The sequence below is a fragment of the Enterococcus sp. PF1-24 genome (assembly GCF_029893325.1).
Taxonomy (GTDB): domain Bacteria; phylum Bacillota; class Bacilli; order Lactobacillales; family Enterococcaceae; genus HY326.
The window spans coordinates 20,758-43,272 of record NZ_JARXWL010000002.1; the positions used below are offsets into that span (position 1 = coordinate 20,758).

Below are 22,515 nucleotides of genomic sequence, written 5' to 3' on the forward strand. Positions count from 1 at the left end.
CGCCAATGGAAAAATTTAAACGCCATCGCAACTTAAGAAAATCAACATTTTTAAGAGAAATGTTAAGAGAAAATCAAGTGGGTGTAAAAGATTTAATTTATCCGATTTTTGTTAAAGAAGTTGGGGAAACGCAAGAAATTTCAGCCATGCCGGGAATTTATCAATTTAATTTAAAAGATTATCAACAGGAATTGTTAGAAATTTCTGCTTTAGGAATCAAGAGCATCATGCTCTTTGGCTTACCTGAGAAAAAAGATGAAGTAGGAAGTGGTGCCTATGACGACAACGGCATTGTGCAGCAAGCAATTCGCATTGCTAAGGCACAATTTCCGGAGCTAGTGGTGATTGCGGATACTTGTTTATGTGAATATACTAGCCACGGTCATTGTGGTGTGATTCATAATCAAGAAGTTGATAATGATGCTTCTTTAGAATTATTAGTGAAAACAGCTATTAGCCAAGCGAAAAGTGGTGCTGATATTATTGCTCCTTCAAATGCGATGGACGGTTTTGTAATTGCAATCCGGGAAGGTCTTGATGCAGCTGGCTTCAAAGATATTCCGATTATGTCCTATGCTATTAAGTATGCTTCAAGTTTTTATGGCCCATTTAGAGAAGCTGCCCAAAGTGCACCACAGTTTGGTAATCGTAAAACTTATCAAATGGATCCTGCTAATCAACGAGAAGCAATGCGCGAGTTAGCCAGTGATATTACTGAAGGGGCTGATTTGGTGATGGTCAAACCAGCATTATCTTTTCTTGATATTGTGGCTGATGTGCGAGCTGCTTGTGATTTACCTGTAGTTTGTTATAACGTTAGCGGAGAATATTCAATGGTGAAAGCCGCCGCTGCTAATGGTTGGATTGACGAAGTTGCTATCGTTGAAGAAATGTTAACTAGCATGAAAAGAGCGGGTGCTGATTTAATCATTACTTATTTTGCAAAAGAATATGCCCAAAGAAACCAAAGATAAAAAATTCAAATCATAAAGGAAGTCAAAAAATGAAAAATACTACGCAATCTAGTGCTGATTTTAACGAGGCTCAAAATTATTTTCCTGGTGGTGTAAATAGTCCTGTGCGAGCATTTCGTTCAGTTGGCGGTAATCCTTTGTTTATTGATCATGGCAAAGGCGCTTATTTATATGATGTTGATGGCAATCTCTATATTGATTATGTTTTATCGTGGGGCCCAATGATTTTAGGCCATGCCAATGATAAAATTGTTGCAGCGATTCAAGATACAGCCGCTAAAGGCACGAGTTTTGGAGCACCAACTCCTTTAGAATCAAAATTAGCTCGCTTAGTTCAGCAGTTTATTCCAAGTATGGAAAAAATGCGCATGGTTTCTTCAGGAACTGAAGCGACCATGAGTGCAATTCGTTTGGCTCGTGGTGTGACGAAGCGAGAAAAAATTATTAAATTTAAAGGGTGTTATCATGGTCACGGGGATTCTTTTTTAGTTAACGCTGGTTCTGGTGTTGCCACTTTTGAGTTAGAAAATTCTCCAGGGGTACCTGAGGCTTTAAGCCAGCTAACTTTAAGTGTTGATTTCAATGATTTAGCCGCTGTTACTGATTTATTTAGTCGCAATCCTGAAGAAATTGCAGCAGTAATTGTAGAGCCGATTGCCGGCAATATGGGGATGATTCCCGCAACTAAAGAATTTTTGCAAGGTTTACGAGATTTAACGACGCAATATGGTGCGCTATTAATTTTTGATGAAGTAATGACTGGCTTCCGTTGTGATTTCCGCTCAGCTCAAGGTTTATATGAGATCACACCAGATTTAACAACTTTAGGTAAAGTCGTGGGCGGTGGTTTACCAGCAGCCGTTTTCGGTGGTAAAGCAGAATATATGGGACAAATTGCTCCAGATGGCGCAATTTATCAAGCAGGAACTTTATCCGGCAATCCTTTAGCGATGGCCGCGGGCATTGCAGCTTTAGAGCAATTAAATCTTACTGACTATCAAAAAATGGAAAAATTAGGCAAGCAATTAACCGTAGGAATTAAAGCTGCTGCTGAAAAATATCATATTCCAATACAAGTTAATGTTCAAGGAAGCATGTGGGGCTTTTTCTTTAATGAAAATACCGTCCATGATTTTAATGATTCAAAAAATAGCGATCAAGAACTTTTTGCTAAAGTTCACCGGGCTTTAATCGGTCAAGGTATTTATATCGCACCTTCTCAATATGAATCAAACTTCTTATCCACTTGTCATACAGAAGAAGATATTCAACAGACTATTCAAGCTTTTGAAGTAGCTTTCAAACAAGTGGAGGCAAAGGAATGAATGGAACTTTTCGCGATTTAACCATTTTACCTCTTTCAACAGAAAAAAATTTAGTGATTGCTTGTGATTCCAGTGCGGCAATCGGTGAAAAAACTGCCGACCAAGTAAAAATTGCTCCAGAAATTATGGCGGCATATTGTTTGCGTGTACCATTAATGGAAATTTTTTGCTTTGGGGGCGCCCCCCTTTGTGTAGTGGATTTAATTGGTAATGAATTAAATCCTACTGGTACAAAAATGCTAAAAGGGATTCAAGAGGAATTAATAAAAGCGAATTTAGCCGATTTGCCTCTTAATGGGAGCACCGAAGAAAATATGACCACCCAAACAACCAGTATTGGTGTAACGGTAATTGGTGAAGTAGCTGCTGATTTCAGTTATCCACAAGTAAATGAGGGGGCGGTACTTTTTCAACTAGGAACCCCTTATGTTGGCGATCAGGTAGTAGCGAATATTAACCAGATTTTTAGTTATGATATTGTGCAAAAAATCCGCCAAGAAACAGCGGTTTTAGATATGCTACCAGTTGGTTCAAAAGGGATTGCTTATGAAGCAAATCAGATGGCAAAAACCGGGGATTGTCAGGTTGAATTTTTTACTGAAGAAAATTTAAAAGTTTCGGCGGGACCCGCAACTGTAGTGTTAATTGCAATTCAAGCAAATCAAGAATTAATTTTTTCAAAAAAATATCCACAATTGAAAAAAATTGGTAGATTTTATAAAGAAAATAGGTGAAAAATATGGGTGAAATAACCTTAGTAATTGGTGGTGCCAGAAGTGGCAAATCAGTATTTGCAGAAGAGCTATTACAATCAGCAGAAAAAGTTTGTTATATAGCAACTAACGCCTTACCTCAAGATGCCGAAATGCAACAGCGAATTAAACTGCATCAAGCGCGCCGCTCTAGCCAGTGGCAAACCCACGAAGGCTTTTTAAACTTAGCAGAATTTATTTCTGAGGAGCAAAGGCACAGCAATTATTTATTAGATTGCGGTACGATGTTAACTACCAATTATTTTTTTCACTTAATGAGTGAACGTTATGGCACGGATTATCAGGTGATTGATCAAGAAATTGCTAAATTCTCACAAGCTGAAAAAGCAGCAATTGAACAAGAAATTTTAGTCGAGTGGACTAAAATTATTACAGCCATTAAAACCAGCGCATCTGATGTTGTAATTGTCACTAATGAAGTCGGCTTAGGGATTGTACCTGAAGATGCTTTCACTCGCTGGTTTAGAGATATTTATGGTCGCGTCAATCAATATTTAGGAAAGGAGGCTACTGCGGTTCAACTTGTAGTAGCCGGAATAGCGGTGAAGATTAAATGATTGCTTCTTTAATTATCTATTTTCAGTTTTTTACCCGTATTCCGATTCCAATCCCGATTTCTGAGCCAATTGATAAGATGCGTTCAGGAGTTAAATATTTCAGCTTGTTTGGTTTGTTAATCGGTGTGATTGAGGCGATTTTCTTTGCACTTGTTTTAAAACTGTTTACGCCAACGATTGCGTGGCTCTGCTTGTTATTCTTTGATGTTCTATTAACTGGAGGGTTTCACTTAGATGCACTGACAGATATGGCTGACGGACTTTTTTCTTCCAGAAAAAAAGAGCGGATGCTAGAAATTATGAAGGACAGTCGGGTGGGCAGCAATGGTGTCTTGGCATTAGTGTTTTATTATGGTTTCTTAATCGTAACTTTTATGGAGTTAGCGACGATATTAACGACTTCACAACAAATTTTAGTTGTTTTTGCTTTTAATTTAGTCGGGAAAAATTGCATAAGTTTATTATTTTATAAGATGCAATATGCAGGAGCTAGCACAACTGGCTTAGGAACTTCCTTTATGAATGTGAAAACAAGTAATGTAGTGATTGCGCAATTATTTTCAGGGATTGTTTTGTATGTTCTTTTTCAAAAAGTTGGCTTACTTTGTTATTTAAGTACAGTTCTTTTTACATTGATTTATCGTCAGTTTGTTTTGAAAAAAGTGGCGGGTTTTAATGGTGATACTTTAGGTGCCGCTTCACCGCTAGGACAAGTCATTTTTTTATTAACATTATTAGTGACACGAGGCTTATTATGAAAATTTATTTGATTCGTCATGGTGAAACTGAATATAATCGCCAACATTTGTTTTATGGCGTTAGTGATGTTGCTTTGAATCAACGAGGTATTGAACAAAGCTTATTATTAAAAGAAAAGTTACAGCAACTAACTGTTGAAACCCCAATTTACACAAGTGAATTATTGCGGACAAAACAAACAGCTGATTTAATCTTTCCACAAAATCAACATTTCCCACTAGCAGCTTTTAATGAAAAAGATTTTGGCTTGTGGGAAGGTAAAAATGCTGATGAGATAGAGGCGCTTTACCCTGTGGAATGGAAAAATTGGTTAGCGGAACCATTTACTTACACCTCCAGCCAAGCTGAAAGTTTTCAAGCGTTTCAAAAACGGGTGTTAGTTGGTTGGCAGCAAGTCTTAAAGGCAGAAAAAACTTGTGTTTTAGTCATCCACATGGGTGTGATTCGAGTCATTATTAAGCACTGCTTTCCAAAGTTGAATTTCTGGGATATTCAGCTGGAACAAGGGGATTACGGTTGCTTGGAATGGCGGGATGGCGTAGTTGAAATGGTGAAGTGGGAAAATAAAAAATAAGGTTCTTCGTCAACTGAGAATGGTGACGAAGAGCCTTTTAAAAAGGGATTAGAATATTGTTATTAAACTAAAGTCCAACTAGAATCTACCCAGCGATTGTAGGAAACTGACCAAAGACGTTTATGCATTTTTCCATTAATCGATTTATATTGATAAATTGTAATATTATTTTCTGGAGTAATAGACATAGGTACTTCAAAATTATTGCTTTCAGCAAAAGAAACCGTTGGATAAAAAGTAAGAGTTAAAATACCAGCAATTAGAATCAATTTATTTTTCATTTTACATCTTCCTCCGAATTATAGATTTTCAAATTAGACATTCCATCAACGATTATAGGAGACTCAGATATGAGTTGATGATTTGGACCGTATATTTTGTATATCTCTTTTTCCTTTATAATATAAGCATCAGATGGAATATAATCCATTGCTCCTAAGTCATCAGCAGTAGGTAGAGCGGCGGCTTGAGGTAAAGCATAATAAGACATAGTAAACATAATAAAAATAAAAATAAGTAGAAAGAAGTCTTTAAAATATCTTTTGCCATAGCGATTTTCAATAATCATTTGAAATCTTTGGTGCATTCGTTCACTGCTAGATTCTTCTACTAAGCTGGCAACCATATAGTTTGGTGGGTTAAATTTATTTTTTTCTAGTACTTTTACTATTGCAGAAAGATAGTAACTTCTTTTTTTATGACTCAGAACTTTACAAACTTGTTTATCTGCACTCATTTCTAACATATGATTGACTTCCGTATTTAATATTTTTAAAGCAGGATTCCACCAAAAAATATCTTGAATCACTTGAAATAATAGTTTGATAAGGGTATGTCTATACTTGAAGTGATTCCATTCATGAATTAAAATCCCCTGTAACTCATCATCGGTAAAATCAATATTAGGTAGCAGTATAGTTGGTGAAAAAAAACCAGTTATTGCTGGTGAAGTAATTAGCTCATTTTGAATAATTACATATTTTTTTTGAGTATTGTTTGTAATTAAAGAAAACATAGCATGAATTTTTTTATCATTACAGGTTGAGAGCAAACGCAATGAGTGATTGAAATTTCTGTATTTTATAAACTTAACTACTATTTTAGAAATTGCTACAATTATCCAAATGGAAAGAACAGCAGTCAAAATAGTTATTTCAAATGATTTTATAGTGAACAATGGGAAATAAAAAAAACTTATAATACTAGGATAAATATGCCAGATATTAATCACTTTTGAAAAAGGAAATTCAATAGGAAAGAAAACTCGAATTATGCTTAGAAATAAAATAAGCAGTAATGGTGTTAAAGAAAATTGGTGAGAATCCAATGTTTTCTTTCTTACTATTGGCATAATGAAAGACACTACTGTTAATAAAAAAATTGCAAAAACAATAGAAAAAAAAGAAATTATCATCATGCTTCCTCCTCGTAACCTTTTATTAAGTCTTGTAGATTTTTAATAAGCTCCTCTTTATCTTGTTGGGATTCTCCTAACAATGCTGATAGGGCATACAATGAGTCACTTTTTTCTTCTTGATAGAAACGTTTAAATTGCATAGTTGCATATTCATTTGCTGAAATAGTAGGAACAAATAGTCTACCATAAGCTTTACCAATTTTCGTAATTTTAGCAACTTTAATGGCATTCTTCTTTTCTAATTTTTTTATAATTCCTTGGATAGATGTTGCTGGCCACGTCCTGTTTGGAATTTCTTCAGCAATTTCAGCAGCACTCATAGGTTTATCATTTTCCCAAAGCACTTTCATAGTCGCTTCTTCTTTTTCTGTTAAGAAAAAATAGCTTTTATCCTTCTTTACCATTTAATAATTCCAACTCCTTTTTTTTATTATCGTATTTTTTTGAAAAAAAGTCAATTAATTATACACTTGTTTTAGTTTTTTTATCTATTTTAAAGTAAATATCGATTTCGTTTTTTAAAATCGTTATTGACTTTGATAAAGTGCGTGATTATAATTAACTTACAAATAAAAGATTATATGTTTATAAAAAAACTTGGAGGAATCAATATGAAAAAATGGAAAAATAAAATGGTTAGACATTTATTAATTGCAGGTCTAATTTGTGGTGGAATGGTAAGTTTAAATGGAACAACTGCCTACGGAGAGGAAGTGAGCCAAGAGTTTTCGCTAAGCTCAGAAAAAAGTAGTAATCTTTCATCAGAAGAGTATGAAAGTGAAAAAGAGAAGGCTTTGGCAGCTGGTTATACAGAGGAACAATTTGAGGCAATAATGAATATTCCTAATTTTGAAGATGAAGAACTTATTTCAAGTGAAGCAGCTAACTTGACTGCTGAACAACAAAAAATTTATGATGAGGCTCGTAAGTATATAGGTGTTCCCTATTCATGGGGAGGGAAAGATCCTTCGGGGTTTGACTGTTCAGGGCTTGTGCAGTATGTATTTAAGCAAGCTGTCAATATGAATATTGCAGCACCTACGATGAACCAGGAAAAACTTGGAAAAGAAGTAAGCCTAAATTCTTTAGAAGTGGGAGATCTTTTATTTTGGGGGCCAAGGAGTAATACTACTCATGTAGCTATTTATATGGGAGACAATCAATACATTCACGCTCCGACATTTGGTCAAAATGTGAAAATTGCAAATATTTCAACTTATACTCCGGATTTTGCAAGAAGAGTGCTAAATTTAAATAAGGGTTCCAAACCTAGTAATACAGGACAAGGTCAAAATGAACGTTTTATTCACCGAATGTACAACTCTAATAATGGAAACCATCATTATACCAGTGATTTAAATGAAGCGATAAGTTTATACAATGTAGGTTGGAATTATGAAAATAAGGGATGGGTTGCTCCGGCATCAGGAACAACGGTTTATAGACTTTATAATCCTAATAATGGAAGACATCATTATACGGTTAACAATAATGAAAAAAATAATTTGGTAAATCTTGGTTGGAAAAATGAAGGGTTCGCATGGTATTCAGGAGGAAGTGTGCCGGTTTATCGTATGTATAATCCACACGCTAGTACTTATTCTGAAAGTCATCACTATACAGTTAATAGCAGTGAACGAGATAATTTAATAAGAGCTGGTTGGAAAGATGAAGGCGTTGCTTTTTATGCTGTTAAGCAATAAAAAGTAGTCTGGGGATTATCTATGAAAAAACATTTAAAATATTTTTTGTATTTTTAACTTTTTTACTAATAATCTTATGTTGACAGTGAAAACCTTTCAGAAGATAGATAACATGCATATATAACCCTAATGCTGACGAACGCTTGTTCACGCTTAGTGCTTATAAGGTAGCTATATGTAAAATTTAGGGTAGAAAAGAAAGAATCGCAGTTTATCGTTTGTATAATTCTAATGTAAAAATATGCTTATTAAATGTGATTGAGAGAGAGCAACTAGTTAAAGATGGCTGGAAGTATGAAGGAATGCCTTTTTAGCAAATTAATTAAGTGATTTTGCTTAATAGATTTTGAAAAATGAGCCATCTTAAGTATTTTTTACTGATAAAAAAAGGAGTTGATTACAATGAATAAAAAAATATTTATAGGGATGGTAGTATTATTTTCTTTTTGCTTCAATTCAACAAGAGCTGAAGCTGATTCTTTGGATACAGTTACAAATACTGGGGAAGAAATTATTTTCCCTGAAAATTCTCTATCTGAAGTTGATTTACCATTTCAAGAGGGAACTAATGATTTAAGTAATGCTACTACAGTAATAGTAAATGACAATTTACAGCCAGCTTTACCGGATAAAAATGTTCCTGAAGAAGAGCATATAATTGGTTCAGATAATCGGGTTCGAGTAACGAGTACGACGAAATTCCCAAATTCTGCAGTTGTCCATATTCAAGCAACATTTTCTAATGGTAAAACGTATATAGGTAGTGGTAATATGATATCTTCTACATCAGTTTTAACTGCTGGACATGTAGTTTACAATAAAGATATGGGATGGGCAGTAAATGTTCAAGTATTTCCTGGTGTAAATGGAAGTAAAGCGCCATATGGTACAACTTCTGGGAAAAAATTATTATCTGTTAAAGGTTGGACTGAAGAAAATAGTAGTGAATATGATGTTGGTTTAATTCGTTTAGATAAACCGTTAGGTTATAATACTGGTTGGTTTGGTTTAAGTTCGGTAGTGTCTGTAGGTATGGGAATTACAACAACAGGTTACCCTGGAGATAAAGCAGCTCAAACCATGTGGACTAATAGTGGAGTAGTGCAATCTTTTACTGAAAATAATGTTTATTACGAATTAGATACAGTAGGTGGTCAAAGTGGTAGTCCTGTGTATAATGCTAAAAATCAAGTAATTGCTACTCATGCATATGGTGCGAATACAAAGAATTTTGGAACTCGTATGAATAATGTAATCTACAATTGGATTCAATCAGATATTAATTCATCTATTGGTGTTTATCGAGTATATAATCCGAATAGTGGTGCACACTTCTTTACTATAAAAGATGCTGAAGTTTTAGATTTAGAAAAATTAGGTTGGCGTTATGAATGTACAGCTTGGTTTTCACCTTCTATTGGAGACGATGTTCATAGGTTATATAATCCGAGTAATGGTGGACATTTCTTCACTAGTAATACTGGTGAAAAAGATAATTTAGTAAAAGCTGGTTGGCGTTATGAAGGTGTTTCTTGGAAATCTAATAGAAGCAAAACAGCACCAGTTTACCGAGTGTATAACCCTAATGGCCGTTCTGGATATCAACATCATTATACTTATGATGTGAATGAAAAAAATAACTTAGTTAAGTCAGGTTGGAAAGATGAAGGCATTGCTTGGTATGGGTTATAAAAGGTAGTATTGAGATAGGGTGAATTAAAATAAGTGTTATAATGTTTAGGTACAGATGATGCAAGATAAATGGATGTAATACTATTAACACCTTATTCGTGTAAATCCATTAAATATAGCTTTTACCATTTTCAAGAGAGGGTGATTTTTTGATTAAGAAAAGTACGAAAGTCGTTTTAGGTACAGTAGTAACATTTTGTACAGGGCTGTTATTGAGCTTTCCAACGATAAGTCAAGCGAAGGAAGTTGATATTACGCCAGAAATTACTATTAGTAATTATCAAGAAGAAGTTGTAGTAGGTTCAACCGGAAAATATTCATACAAAATAAATGATATTCAAGGTGAAGCGGTAACTGGTGAAGTGTTTTTTAGTAGCGAAGATGCGGAAATTTTCACTATTGATAAATTAGGTAATTGGCAAGGGAAAAAAGCCGGTGAAACAATTTTCACTTATTATGTAAAATTATCTGAAGCAAGCTTAAAAAAACTAGCAGAAAAGTTTCCAGATGATACTTTAATAACAAAAGAAGTCGCTAAAGGTTTCAGTGTGCAAGTTATTGAAGATAAAAAAATACCAATTTATCGACTATATAATAAAAATTCTGGTGAACATTTATATACACCGATTGAATCCGAGCGTGATAATTTAAAAAAACTTGGTTGGAAGAGTGAAGGCGTTGCTTGGTATGCACCACAAGCGAGCAAGAATGCTGCTGTTGCTCGTTTATACAATCCTAACGCTGGTGATCATTTCTATACTTCTGACAGTAGTGAAATTAATTATTTAGTGTCAGTTGGTTGGTCTAAGGATGCTTTGAGTTTTGCTACAGCTGGCAAAGAAGATTCAGCTGTTTATCGTTTGTATAATCCCAATGCACATGCTGGAGCACATCATTATACCTTAAGCACTACTGAGCGGGACCAGCTAATTGCGGTTGGTTGGAAGGATGAAGGTACTGCTTTTAATGCTTATATAAAATGATTGCATGCTAGTAGATATGAATGAAAAATAAAGTTTGTTGGGAAGATGAAAAGACACACAGAGGAGAGCGAGAGCGTTATGAGAAGAACATTTAAAACATTGAGTGCTTTAGTTGTAGCTGTTGCATCAGTTCTATTTCTCAATAGATCACCAGTGGCAGCGGAAGGCTTTGAACTTCCAGAAAAACATGATTATATTGAGCGTTTATACAATCCAAATACTGGTGAACATTTATATACTCCAAGCAGTTTTGAAGCTGCTACTTTACGTAATTTAGGATGGAAAGGTGAAGGGAACGCATGGGCGATTCCTGATATGAATACTTTAGTTGACGGTAGACCAAATGTTTCTCGTTTATATAATCCCAACACGGGTGATCATCATTACACGGCTGATTTAAATGAAGAAAGCTATCTAGTTTCTGTTGGTTGGGAACGCGATTTTATTAGTTTCCCAACGGCTGGCAATGAAGGTGCGCCTGTATATCGTTTATACAATCCTAATGTAAAAGTTGGTTCTCATCATTATACTTTAGATTCAAATGAACGAGCACATCTGATTGCGGTTGGTTGGAAAGATGAAGGCGTTGCTTTCAATGCATATCCACTATAAATTTGCTAGCTAGGAAGTAAATCATTTTGTTGGTAATATCAAAACAGCCTCTTGTCGTGAATGATAGACAAGAGGCTGTTTTTTATGATGATTAACTTTTCAACAAATCTAACGGTTTTACTTTTTCAAAAAGCATTAAGCAAATAATCGGAACGATAATCCCTAAGGCTAAGCGAATCCAACCTAGTAATGGCGTGTTGCTACTATTAGCGATGATTAAGTTGAAAATTTCAATCGGGATAAGATGAACGAAGAAAATGAATTGACCATATTTTCTTAACGAAGGAAACCACTTCTTTCGTGAAGGAGTAATCATTAACGGAAATCCGACTAACATTAAAGGTAATAGATAGAAAAAGAAATTTTTATCCATGCCTTGATGATGATAAATGGCTAAACTTTCAATCAAGATTATGACTGGTAAAATAATCACACCAGATAGTAGTTTTGTACGGTTTTCGGCAAATTTATCTTGGTAGTCAGCAATTAAAAAGCCAATTAAAACAAAAATAGAACTGAAGAAAAGCCCATTGCGAGTCGTTAAAATGATTGAAAAGAGAAAATCTAATATGTTTTGAATATCAGAGTTAGTAAAAAAAGCTGAATAAGTTTCGACAGCCCCTAAGCTGTATAGAAAACTGAGAAAAATAAAACTTTTGAAGTAACCGAATTTTTTTACTAATTTAGTAACCAATACGACCGCTAAAAGTAAAGCCGGGAAGTACCATAAATGATAATAAATGCCCGTATACAGTAAGCCAACAAACAGCGCTGGTAAGTAGAGCAGAGGTTTCAAATTGAAGTTTTGTTGCAAATACTGAAAGCCTAATGGTAAATAAATCACTGACCACAGCAAATAGGTTTTACATATTCTGATAAACCAATCAGTTTTTCTTTCAGTGGGTTTACTTCTAAAGAAAAAGGCATTATTTACGATGAAAAAAGGTACTGCAATTCGCCCTAAAATATTTTTTAGGAAAAAATGTAGCTGAGGATTATTAGTTAAGGTACCACTATGAACGGCAACTACTAAAATCGCGCCAATAAATTGAGCGAGATGAAGATATTGATAGTGACTATTTTTCTTCATACAACCTCCTGAATCACGAGTTTTATTATCTTCAGTATTCATCATAATGCAGGAAAAGTCACGTTAAAAATGCACTTTTTCAAAATTCTTCAGAAATAATCTATAAAAATAAACCAGACTTAAGCTTTTACTCTAAGTCTGGTTTATTTTTATACGTAATCTTGAACGGTTGTTTTACTTTTTACTGATTGTGCAAAATCGGTAAAGATTCGTTGAGTAATATCAATCCCTTTGCCGCGAGAAACATACCAACATAAAACTTGGAAGGGCACGATTAAAAGCAAAGGGGCTTTTTCATCATCAGCAACTTTCGGCAAAATAAGTTCTCTGTCATTGGTGGCTTGCTCTTTAGTGACCGAAACTAAATAAATATAAGGGGTTACTTTTTCTTCATATTTTTTTAACAGATAAGCTTTTTCAGTAACGGCGGCGTTAGCCGGCGTATCTAAGAAAAAGAGGCGATAATCTGGTTGCATCTCTAAATAAGGACCATGCATAAAAGCCTCTAAATCAATGCCTTGAGAGGGTACGCGAATGGTTTCTGAAAATTTTGTTTCCATTTCCTTAGCGGTACCGAAAGCTGAGCCGTATGCAATCGACATAAAGCGTTGGCTTTCGCTTAATTCAAGGGCGTTTTTATGGAAAAAAGCTGTTGTTCTTTCAATTGTTTCGTCAATTGCTAAAATAATTTTTTCAAATTCGGCTAATTCACTTTGCTCTTGTTCAGATGAAATCAGGCCTTTTTTTACGCCTAAACGTAAACCAAATAGCATTAAAGCTAAAACCGTGGCTGAAAATCCTAGTGTTACGTAGCCAACCCGCTCTCTACCACTTAGGATATCAAGGGTAGCGTCAGTGACAGCGGTGATTTCACTATCAGGAATACTTGTGACAGCGATTTTTAAATTATCAGCAGGGAGTGTCTGTAAGGCTTCAATCGTGGCGGTACTTTGGCCGCTTTGTGAAATACCTAATACGATTTGTTGAGTGGCTTGATGTTTCACGTAATTAAGGTAATTGTAAGGCTCTTGAATGTCAATTTGTAACTGAGCCTTTGATTCAATGTAGTATTTTGCGCTAAGGGCTGCATTAATACTAGAGCCAGTGGCCAAAACTAACAGCTGTTGGCTTTGGGGCAGATGGTTTAAGACAACATCAATATTTTTGGGATATTGATTTAGCGCTTTTAATAGAGTAGCTTGTTCTTCTTTAATATAGCTTAACATCGTTGGTTTTTCAGTCATTTTTTCTATCCTCCTTAAAAAAATTATTTAGAAAGTGACTAATGCCACTTTGTGTATTAGGTAAAGTCGTGAAGCGGGTGACTTTTTTCACTTCATCAGGGGCATTTCCCATTGAAACGCTAATCCCGCTGGCTTGAAACATTTCAATATCGTTAACGCCATCACCAAAAGCGATAGTATCTTCTTTTGCGATTTGATAATGTTCTTGGATTTTTTGAATCGCTACCGCTTTACTCATATCTTTAGGAATCAATTCCAAGTTGTTAAAATGAGAAGAAGAGACTGTTAAATCACTAATTGTTGATAGTTTTTCTTTAATACCAACGAGATGTTGATAATCATCTTCCGAAATAATAATGCCGTTAACAATTTCATCTGCCCATTTTAGTAGCTCATCTTCATTTTTAATATGAACGAGCATGGCTTCTTTACCAGCTAATAAGCGAGCTTTTTCTTCAGCGGCAAAATAAGTCGGTAGTTCAGTTGTGAAAAAGGTTTTTTCTAAACCAAAGAAGAATAGCGGGATTTTTTCAGCCACCGCAATTTTGTAAATCGCTAATAAGGCTTCGTTGCTAATCGTATCAACAAAACGTTTGCCCGCTAGTTCGTAGACGCAGCCGTTTGAAGCGACGACTTTTACCTCTGGATGTAATTGCGCAATCACTTCTTTAGCAGCTGAAAATTTCCGTCCAGTTGCTACATAAACTTTTGCGCCTTTTTCAATAGCTGAAGCAATCGCTTGTTTATCTTCAGTAGAAATTTTTAATGTAGCATCAACTAAGGTGCCATCTATATCCATAAAAATTAATTGACTCATTGTATTGACTACTCCTTATGCGTATTAAAGTATTATTTTTTCAAAGAAAATTAATCAGCTCACTTATTTATTGTTATTTACCCCGCATGATTCGCGAATGATGATTTCTGGAACATGGGGTGGTGTTTGATCAATCGGTTGTTTATCAATTTTCTTCATAAGTAATTGAACAGCTTCTTTACCGATGCGATGATTATTTTGATTAATTGTTGTTAAACGCGGCACCGTATACTCACCGTCTAAAAAGGCATCACAACTAACGATAGCCATATCTTCAGGGCAAGTTAAACCAGCATCTTGCAATGCTCGAATCGCACCTAAAGCCACTTTATCATTAATGGCAATGACTGCTTGGGGTAACTCAGCTTCGGTTAATAATGCTTGCATGCTTTGGTAGCCACTTTTTGCATAAAAATCACTGAGTTTAATCCAATTTTCGTTGACACTACTGTAAAGTGCGAGCGTTTCTCGATAAGCAACTAAACGTTCTTCTGTGATGGTAATCGCTGGTTCGCCACCGATAAAGCCGATTTTTCGCTTTCCTAAAGCTAATAAATGTTGCAAAGCCAACTTTGTTCCTTGATTCAAGGCTCTTGGTAAAAAAGTAGCAGTTATATCCGGGTGGCTTTGACCGACAATAATCATTGGTACTTCTTTATCAATTTTATTTAAAGCAGCAATATATTTTGGGTCAGGATTTTTTTTATCAATTTCCCCACCTAAAATAATGACGCCGTCAACTTTTTTCTCTAAAATCGTCGCTAAAGTTTGTTGTTCAGCGAAAACTGGGTTGGCAATTTTTAAAGGGCCGGCAGTTAAGGTGTTAAACATTAATAAAGAATAGCCATTTTCTCTAGAAGCTTCATCAATTTGAGCAACTAAATCAGTGAAATAAGGATTATTAATATCTGATAGCACAACTGCGATATTTTTTGTTTGGTTAGAAACCATACCACGGGCTAACATACTTGGTTGGAAATTTTCTCGTTCGATAACTTCTTGAACGATCTTTCGTTTTTGAGGATTAACGGACGGGTGGTTATTAAGCACGCGAGAAACTGTCGAAACAGAAACGCCGGCTTCTTTGGCAATGTCTTTAATCGTAATTTTTTTCGTCATCTTGAATACCTCCTAATTGATAATAACGGATTCTCACAAAAAAAGCAATAAAAAACAGATAACGTTACCAAATGTCGTTAAAATAGTATTGACAATTTATTTGTTATGAATTATCCTAAGATTGTAACCGGTTTATGATTAAAAATATTTGATAACGTTACCAAATCGTGTTGTTTTAAATGGGAGGAATTAGTTATTATGTCTCAAGAAACAGTTCTCTGTGTTGATCTTGGTGGAACTAAGATTTTAATCGGAGAGCTAAATGAAAAAGGAGAAGTACTTTGGAAAAGAAAATTTCCTTCTGACGTCACTTCTCAAGAAAACGCCCTAAAAAAAATCAAAGAGTGTTTGCAAATTTGTTTAACAGAAGAAAAAATCTTAGGTCATTTAATTGCTTTAAGTGTAGCGGTAGTTGGTCGGGTTAATACTGTTGAAGGAATTTGGTATGAAATCCATCCAGAAAATGCTCAAGAAATTGATTTAGTTGCAGAACTTCAACCTTTAGTTAATTTACCAGTGGTTGTGACGAATGATGTTTCTAGCGCAGCAATCGCTGAAAAAGAATTAGGTATTGGTAAAAAGACTGAAAATTTTGTTTACCTTAATGTCGGTACCGGCATTGCTGGTCGGGTTGTGGATGAAGGCAAATTAATTAGAGGTGGACATTTTAACGCTGGCGAAATCGGTCATATGGTTGTGGATTTTTCGGCTAGCAAGCAATGCATTTGCGGCCGCTATGGTTGTGTGGAATCATTTGCTTCAGGCCTAGGTATGAGTAATGAATACAATCGTTTATTAGCTAAGGCTTCATCAGACGTAGTAAATTTAGAAAATAGACGTTGGCCTGTTGCAGAAATTATTACAGCTTCTCAAAAGCAAGATCCCCTGGCTAAAACAGTAGTAGAAAGAGCCAGCCGTGGAATTGCTGAATTAATTATGAACATGGTGCGAGTTTCTGATCCGGAAGCAGTCATTGTTGGTGGTGGTGTTATGAGTAATACCTTCTTTTTTGAAATGGTCAAAGAAAATTTGAATGCCAAAACAATGCGCTTTGTTAAATATGGTTTGCAAAAAACCGAAATCGATCCTAACTATATAACTTTTGTCGGCTGTGGGATAAATGGTTTTGAAAAGGTGAAATTATGATAGAAGAATTAACAGCAAGCAATTTCTTACATCAACCATTAAAAGTATCTTTTGAAAATGGTTTTGAAGCAAGAATGCTTAAAAATGAAAAGATTTTAGCAAGTAAAAAGTTAACGGGAACTTGGCAACATCAAGGGCGGGGAACACTTCAGAAAAATGCGGATGCAATTATTTTAACCAGTCCTGCTCGCTATGATAGCTATCCTGAAGGCTGGCCCCAAGATGGCGATTATACTTCTTTTGGGGAAATTGCGGCTTTATTAACTTTTGATCCGCAAGATTGGCAAGATTTCACACAAATTAAATTGGAAGTTGCTTGTGATTGCGAAAACATTATTAATCCAGCAATCACTTTAGGGGTTTTTAACGATGGCGCAATTAAAATTCCTGATATTTATAATCGTGAAGGCTCTCATATTATCAATTTAACTAATAAAAAAAGTGAAACTTACGTGCTGGATATTAGCAATTTACCAAGAGATGTAGTGACTAAGCTACGGATTTCTTTTAATGCCAATGGTTCTTATATGAATCTTCCTGGTAATTGGCAAATAACCATTAAGCAGATTGTTTTGGAGAAAAACGCTGAAGCAACTAGCGCCAAAGGCTGGCAAGTAGATAAAAATAATTTAAGCTATGCTCATATTGGTTATCCCCTTAATGGAAAAAAGCAAGTAATTGCGGATGCAACATGGGCTGGAGAAACTTTCCAATTAAAAAAAGTAGCTTCTGCTGAAGTAGTTTTTGTAGGAGAAATGACAAATTTTGAAAGCTCAATTGGTCACTTTAGCTGTGCTGATTTTAGCGATTTTCAAGTAGCTGGGGAATATTACGTGGAACTAGCTTCTTTAAAAACAGCTGGCTTTAAGATTGGTGATTATCAAACCTTATTACAAGATTCCATCTGGAAATCCTTGAATTTTGTTTACTGTGAACGTTGTGGTTGCCCAATTAAAGGTATTCATGGCACTTGTCATCAAGATGTCTTTGGGGAATTTGCAGGTAAAAAAATTAGTTTTAATGGTGGTTGGCATGATGCCGGTGACCTTTCACAACAATTGGTGCAAACAGCTGAAGTGACGTTAAGCCTGTTTGAAATGGCAAAACATTATCGCCCAAAAGATACTGCTTTAGCGTTGCGTTTAGCTGAAGAAGCAGAATGGGGCTTAGATTTCATTTTTAAAACCCGTCTAGGTGATGGCAATCGTTTAACTAGTGCAGGCAGCTCTCGTTGGACTGATAATCAGTTGGGTAATATGGATGATATTAAAGCACGGATTCATAATAGTCCGTATGATAATTTCTTAATTACCGGTACTTTAGCCAAAATACTGATAACGTTACCAAGTGATAGTGATTTAATTGAAAAAATTCAATCTATTTTAGAAGTTGATTTTAATGATGCTTATGCTGGTTTTGAAAAGCAACCCTTTATTCATGAACCGATTTTCTGGGAGCATACTTATAGCACTTCAAAAAGTACTTATTTAGCGACACTCGTTTGGACTAGTGCTTTGTTATACCAAATTACTAAAAAAGCTGACTATTTAGAAAAAATGCAAGCTTGGTTGAAAGATTTACTAGCTTGTCAAGAAAAACAAGGAATTGAATTATTTGATGGTCAAGTTTTACGCGGGATGTTTTATCGTGATGAACAACAGCAAGTTTTTCAACATTTTAATCATCAAGCACGTGAGCATCTATTTGCTTATGCTTTAGCTGAAGCTAAAAAAGTTGTCAAAGATGCAGCATTAGCTAATCAATTAACTGAAGCCATTACCATATATGGAGAATATCTTGAATTTTTAGTTGTTGATACGGCGCCTTATCCGATGATTGCTAGCGGAATTTATCATCAAGATGAGTGGCAAGATGAAGCTTCATTTAATAAGCAACATTTACTTGTATCTGAAGAAGCTTATGAAAGCTATCAAAAACAATTATTGCAAGGTAAACAAATTGCTGAAAAGTATTACATTAAACGTTTTCCAGTTTGGTTTTCTTTTAGAGGTAATAATGGAATATTACTTTCTATGGGAGAAAGTGCTGCTATCATCGGTCAACTGTTAAATAATCAAAAGCTGCTTAATATTGGTTTCGGTCAAATGCAGTGGATGATTGGTCAAAATCCTTTTAGTCAATCCATGATGTACGGGGAAGGGCAAAATTATCCGCAAATGTATACGGTCTCATCAGGTGAAATGGTGGGAGAAATGCCGGTGGGGATTCAAACTTTTGAAAATGAAGATCAGCCTTATTGGCCGCAATTTAATAATGCGACTTATAAAGAAGTTTGGGTTGGCTTAGCTGGCAAATGGTTTAGTTTAGCAGAAAAGTTATTTGATTAGAAATAAAAGATTTTACAATAATATAAAATGACAGGAGCGAGAAAAGTGAGTGAAAAATCAAAAATGACTAAAGAAGATGTAGGGGAAAAAATTGCGATAGTTGCTAATAAAATTTCAGCGAATCGTTATATCGCAGCCATTCGTGATGCTTTTGCTAGTACAATTCCGATTACGATTGCTGCAGCCTTTTTTGTATTAGTTAACAATGTTTTGTTAGCTGAAGGTACCGGCATCTTGCGAGGAATTCCAGGTAGACAGTTTTTATCAGAATTATGTGTTCAAGGTTATAATGGCACGTTGGGTATGTTAGGTTTAATGGTTACTTTTTTAATTGGTTTCCGTTTGGCGAAATCATATGGTGCTGAAGGTGCTTTAGAAGGAATAGTAGCATTGGCTTGTTATATTACTTTGATTCCTAATGAAGTAACGATTAGTAATTATGCTGGCGAATCAATTAATGTTAGTGGCACTTTAACACAAACTTATACAAGTGCTTCAACAATGTTATTAGGAATTATCGCAGCGTTATTAGGTGTAACAATTCTTTGCAAGTTTTCACAAAATGATTTCTTGAAAATCAAGATGCCTGAAAGTGTACCACCAGCAATTGCGAAGTCTTTTAATTTATTAATTCCAGCTTTTATCACAATTACAATTTTTGCTTTATTGGAAGTTGCGATTCGGACATTAACTGGTTCAACGGTTCCTGAAGTAGTGGTTAATATTTTACAAGCACCATTAATCGGTGGCTTCCAATCTTTACCAGGAATTTTACTTTATGTCTTCCTATCTACTTTTGTATTTATTTTTGGGATTCATGGCGCCTTTGTTTTTGGCGCGATTTCAGGTCCAATTTTATTAACTTCTATGCAACAAAATATTGAAGCGATTGAAGCTGGTTTAACTGCACCAAATATTGTGACGCAACCATTTTTAGATGCCTATGTTTATATGGGTGGCGGCGGAACAATGATTTGTTTAGTAATTGCGCTACTAATTTTCTCTAGAAGAGAAGACGAACGCTTAATTGCTAAAATCGGTGGGGTTTCAAGTTTATTTAATATTAGTGAACCAATTATGTTTGGTTTACCAATTGTGTTTAACCCAATTTATGCAGTGCCATTCTGTATTGTGCCAATGGTTTCAACAACTTTAGCTTATTTAGCAACAAGTATGCATTTGGTGAACCCAACTTATATTGCGATTCCTTGGGTGACACCACCAATTTTATCAGGTTATTTAGCTACTGCCAGTGATATTAGAGCAGCGATTTTACAAATAGTAATTATTGTTATTGGAACATTAATCTATGCACCATTTGTAATGCTATCTAACCGCGTGAAAACTGAAAATTAATTTAATGAGTAGTCAAGCAGCTTTTAGTTGCTTGGCTTTTTTGCTACTATTATAAATAAAGCAATTAATACGTAAGTTTGACTAAACTCGTTTATAATGAGTGTTAGTTAAACTTTTTCTATTATTATATAGGAAGAAAAATAAATCATTTAAAAATTAAAAATATCAGCATTCTCAAATAAATTGTCTTTTCTACAGGATTTTAAAGAGATTTTTGGCAAAGAATAATAGGTCTGAGAGAAAGTTCGGACTTAAGTCCTATGACTTTTCGAATAAAAAAGGGCATAATGTTGTATGTAAGGAAAATATAGCTAACAAAAAAGAAAAGTTAACGAAATCGGCAACAAAGATTTCTAATACTGGACAACAAAAAAGAGGAGGCATTTTCCATGAAAGAAAGAGATAGAGTTTTAGAGCTTGTAAAAAAAGGCATTCTTTCAACTGAAGAGGCGTTAGATTTATTAGAGAGCATGGCAACTGAAAAAGATAGCAAACAAATTGAAAAGGTTGCTGATGAATTACATAATCCCCAAACTGATGAAAGTTCAGTAGCGGATATTGTAAATGAGGAATTTTCTGATGAAACAGAAGCTTTTGAAGATGAAGAAGCTGCTAGTGAAGAAGTTAAAGATAACGAAGCAATGGATCGTGAAAATTTAGAGCAAATTTTAGAAGAATTAGCGACTGAAGCAAATCGCGCATCTGCAGAAATTGATGAAGTTAATCTTGAAATTAAAGGAATTGAACTTGAAATCAAGAGCAAGCAAGAAAAATTGATGGAGCTAAACACTAAAGAAGAGTTAGATGCATTGGATATTGATGATTTACAATTACGTACCGATGTTGAAAATGCTATGAATAACTTAGAAGAAGAATTAGCAAAATTAAATGAAGAAAAAGCAACTTTAGATGAATCACTTAAAAATATTCGCAAAGATCAATGGAATGGCAAAAAAGACAATTTCAATGAAAAAATTAAAAATGTTAAAATTGAAATTCCTGATGATTTAAAAGAACAAGCTAATGAAGCTTTAACGCAAGTTGGTAAGTTTGGTAGCGAATTAGGTAGAATGTTCAAAAAAACTTTCCGCAATGTTTCAGAATCTGTTCAAGATAATGTTGAATGGAAAGACATTAATATGAAAGTTCCAGGCATTGCTACTACAAAATTTGAGCATGTGTTTGAATACGAAGCAACCGAAGCGACTTTAATTGATGTGAAAGTAGCCAATGGCGATATCACTTTTAAAACTTGGGATGAGCCAACAGTTAAAGTTGAAAGTAAAATCCGTTTATATGGTAAAATGGATGCTGAAACACCATTAGATGCTTTGATGGAACGCAGTAAAATTACGGTTGATGAAGATCAAATTTCTTTCCAAATCCCTAATAAACGGGTTCGGGCTGATTTAGTTTTCTACTTACCAAAACGGACTTACGATCATGTAGCGGTGAAATTACTAAATGGTAATATTTTAGTCAATGAATTAGATGTGAAAGACATTTATATGAAATCAACAAACGGCAATATTACTGTTGAGCAATTAAATGGTACTATGTTAGAGATTGAAGGCGTTAATGGTAATATCGCTGTTAAAAATGGTGAAATCTTAGATTTAATCATTGAAACTGTTAATGGTACAGTGACAATTACGGCAGCTGTCGATAATATTTCAACTTCAATTATCAATGGTGATATCCGCATGACTTTAGCACATGAAAGTATTCGTAAAATTAGTGCTAACTCTGTTAATGGGAATGTGAAAGTGGCTTTACCAAATACAATTGCATTTGATGGCTTAGCTAAAACTAGCTTAGGTAGCATTAATAGTCGCATGACTGATTATGAAACCATTCGTGAGAAAAAAGAAAAAATGAATCAATTACTACAATTCAGAAGAACTAATGAAAATGAAGTAGCTAAAATTGATTTAGGCACAGCAACAGGAAATATCTTCTTGAAAGATGTTGCTAATAAAGGCGAATAAAATTTTCTGTAAATCTAATCAACTAATCTAACATTGTT

General features: G+C 34.8%; 21 protein-coding genes. 14 read left to right on the plus strand and 7 right to left on the minus strand.

Features of this window, described 5'->3' with window-relative positions; translation table 11 throughout:
• Positions 1-5 precede the first annotated feature (5 nt).
• Genes hemB through M2139_RS01080 form a run of 6 tightly spaced genes read left to right on the plus strand, consistent with a single transcriptional unit; the run spans position 6 to position 4,962 of the window.
• On the plus strand, positions 6-974 hold the full coding sequence (hemB, locus tag M2139_RS01055) for a porphobilinogen synthase (RefSeq protein WP_280737064.1): 969 nt from the start codon (positions 6-8) through the stop codon (positions 972-974).
• 29 nt (positions 975-1,003) lie between these two features.
• Positions 1,004-2,299, plus strand: coding sequence for a glutamate-1-semialdehyde 2,1-aminomutase (gene hemL, locus M2139_RS01060; RefSeq protein WP_280737063.1), 1,296 nt, complete (start codon positions 1,004-1,006; stop codon positions 2,297-2,299).
• Positions 2,296-3,033: a hypothetical protein gene (locus tag M2139_RS01065; protein WP_280737062.1), complete on the plus strand. Its 738-nt coding sequence runs from the start codon at positions 2,296-2,298 to the stop codon at positions 3,031-3,033. The genes hemL and M2139_RS01065 overlap by 4 nt, the downstream gene beginning before the upstream one ends.
• A 5-nt stretch (positions 3,034-3,038) precedes the next feature.
• Positions 3,039-3,629 (plus strand): bifunctional adenosylcobinamide kinase/adenosylcobinamide-phosphate guanylyltransferase, encoded by a 591-nt coding sequence (gene cobU, locus M2139_RS01070; protein WP_280737061.1) that lies wholly within the window; start codon positions 3,039-3,041, stop codon positions 3,627-3,629.
• The gene (gene cobS, locus M2139_RS01075) at positions 3,626-4,387 is read left to right on the plus strand and encodes an adenosylcobinamide-GDP ribazoletransferase (protein ID WP_280737060.1); all 762 of its coding nucleotides are present in this window, start codon (positions 3,626-3,628) and stop codon (positions 4,385-4,387) included. The genes cobU and cobS overlap by 4 nt, the downstream gene beginning before the upstream one ends.
• Positions 4,384-4,962, plus strand: a complete 579-nt coding sequence (locus M2139_RS01080; RefSeq protein WP_280737059.1) for a histidine phosphatase family protein — start codon at positions 4,384-4,386, stop codon at positions 4,960-4,962. Before cobS ends, M2139_RS01080 begins: the two co-directional genes overlap by 4 nt.
• A gap of 62 nt (positions 4,963-5,024) precedes the next feature.
• On the opposite strand, the gene M2139_RS01085 is transcribed toward M2139_RS01080, so the two are convergent.
• From M2139_RS01085 to M2139_RS01095, 3 genes are read right to left on the minus strand one after another with little or no spacing between them, the layout of a single operon-like run.
• A complete protein-coding gene (locus tag M2139_RS01085) occupies positions 5,025-5,243 on the minus strand; it encodes a hypothetical protein (RefSeq protein WP_280737058.1) in 219 nt (72 codons plus the stop codon).
• Positions 5,240-6,376 (minus strand): M56 family metallopeptidase, encoded by a 1,137-nt coding sequence (locus M2139_RS01090; RefSeq protein WP_280737057.1) that lies wholly within the window; start codon positions 6,374-6,376, stop codon positions 5,240-5,242. Before M2139_RS01090 ends, M2139_RS01085 begins: the two co-directional genes overlap by 4 nt.
• Entirely contained in the window at positions 6,376-6,783 is a 408-nt protein-coding gene (locus M2139_RS01095; protein ID WP_280737056.1) for a BlaI/MecI/CopY family transcriptional regulator, read from the minus strand. Before M2139_RS01095 ends, M2139_RS01090 begins: the two co-directional genes overlap by 1 nt.
• Before the next feature lie 207 nt (positions 6,784-6,990).
• On the opposite strand from M2139_RS01095, the gene M2139_RS01100 reads away from it, so the two are divergent.
• From M2139_RS01100 to M2139_RS01115, 4 genes are all read left to right on the plus strand, one after another.
• A complete protein-coding gene (locus M2139_RS01100) occupies positions 6,991-8,082 on the plus strand; it encodes an NlpC/P60 family protein (RefSeq protein ID WP_280737055.1) in 1,092 nt (363 codons plus the stop codon).
• Positions 8,083-8,562: 480 nt separating this feature from the next.
• Positions 8,563-9,774, plus strand: coding sequence for a trypsin-like serine protease (locus tag M2139_RS01105; RefSeq protein ID WP_280737054.1), 1,212 nt, complete (start codon positions 8,563-8,565; stop codon positions 9,772-9,774).
• Positions 9,775-9,923: 149 nt separating this feature from the next.
• A complete protein-coding gene (locus tag M2139_RS01110; RefSeq protein WP_280737053.1) occupies positions 9,924-10,757 on the plus strand; it encodes a hypothetical protein in 834 nt (277 codons plus the stop codon).
• Positions 10,758-10,835: 78 nt separating this feature from the next.
• Entirely contained in the window at positions 10,836-11,369 is a 534-nt protein-coding gene (locus tag M2139_RS01115) for a hypothetical protein (protein ID WP_280737052.1), read from the plus strand.
• Positions 11,370-11,460: 91 nt separating this feature from the next.
• Here the strand turns inward: M2139_RS01115 and M2139_RS01120 are convergent, their stop codons facing one another.
• The 4 genes from M2139_RS01120 to M2139_RS01135 form a co-directional block, all read right to left on the minus strand.
• Positions 11,461-12,459, minus strand: coding sequence for an acyltransferase (locus M2139_RS01120; RefSeq protein WP_280737051.1), 999 nt, complete (start codon positions 12,457-12,459; stop codon positions 11,461-11,463).
• A 149-nt stretch (positions 12,460-12,608) separates the two neighbouring features.
• Complete coding sequence (locus M2139_RS01125) at positions 12,609-13,703, minus strand: SIS domain-containing protein (RefSeq protein WP_280737050.1); 1,095 nt, start codon at positions 13,701-13,703, stop codon at positions 12,609-12,611.
• On the minus strand, positions 13,696-14,520 hold the full coding sequence (locus M2139_RS01130) for a Cof-type HAD-IIB family hydrolase (RefSeq protein ID WP_280737049.1): 825 nt from the start codon (positions 14,518-14,520) through the stop codon (positions 13,696-13,698). The genes M2139_RS01125 and M2139_RS01130 overlap by 8 nt, the downstream gene beginning before the upstream one ends.
• A gap of 63 nt (positions 14,521-14,583) precedes the next feature.
• A complete protein-coding gene (locus tag M2139_RS01135) occupies positions 14,584-15,639 on the minus strand; it encodes a LacI family DNA-binding transcriptional regulator (protein WP_280737048.1) in 1,056 nt (351 codons plus the stop codon).
• 198 nt (positions 15,640-15,837) lie between these two features.
• Between M2139_RS01135 and M2139_RS01140 the strand changes: the two genes are divergently transcribed.
• From M2139_RS01140 to liaX, 4 genes are all read left to right on the plus strand, one after another.
• Entirely contained in the window at positions 15,838-16,785 is a 948-nt protein-coding gene (locus M2139_RS01140) for an ROK family protein (RefSeq protein WP_280737047.1), read from the plus strand.
• Positions 16,782-19,133, plus strand: coding sequence for a glycoside hydrolase family 9 protein (locus M2139_RS01145; RefSeq protein ID WP_280737046.1), 2,352 nt, complete (start codon positions 16,782-16,784; stop codon positions 19,131-19,133). Before M2139_RS01140 ends, M2139_RS01145 begins: the two co-directional genes overlap by 4 nt.
• A 45-nt stretch (positions 19,134-19,178) precedes the next feature.
• A complete protein-coding gene (locus tag M2139_RS01150) occupies positions 19,179-20,489 on the plus strand; it encodes a PTS sugar transporter subunit IIC (RefSeq protein ID WP_348522590.1) in 1,311 nt (436 codons plus the stop codon).
• 389 nt (positions 20,490-20,878) lie between these two features.
• Entirely contained in the window at positions 20,879-22,477 is a 1,599-nt protein-coding gene (liaX, locus tag M2139_RS01155; RefSeq protein WP_280737045.1) for a daptomycin-sensing surface protein LiaX, read from the plus strand.
• Positions 22,478-22,515: the final 38 nt, after the last annotated feature.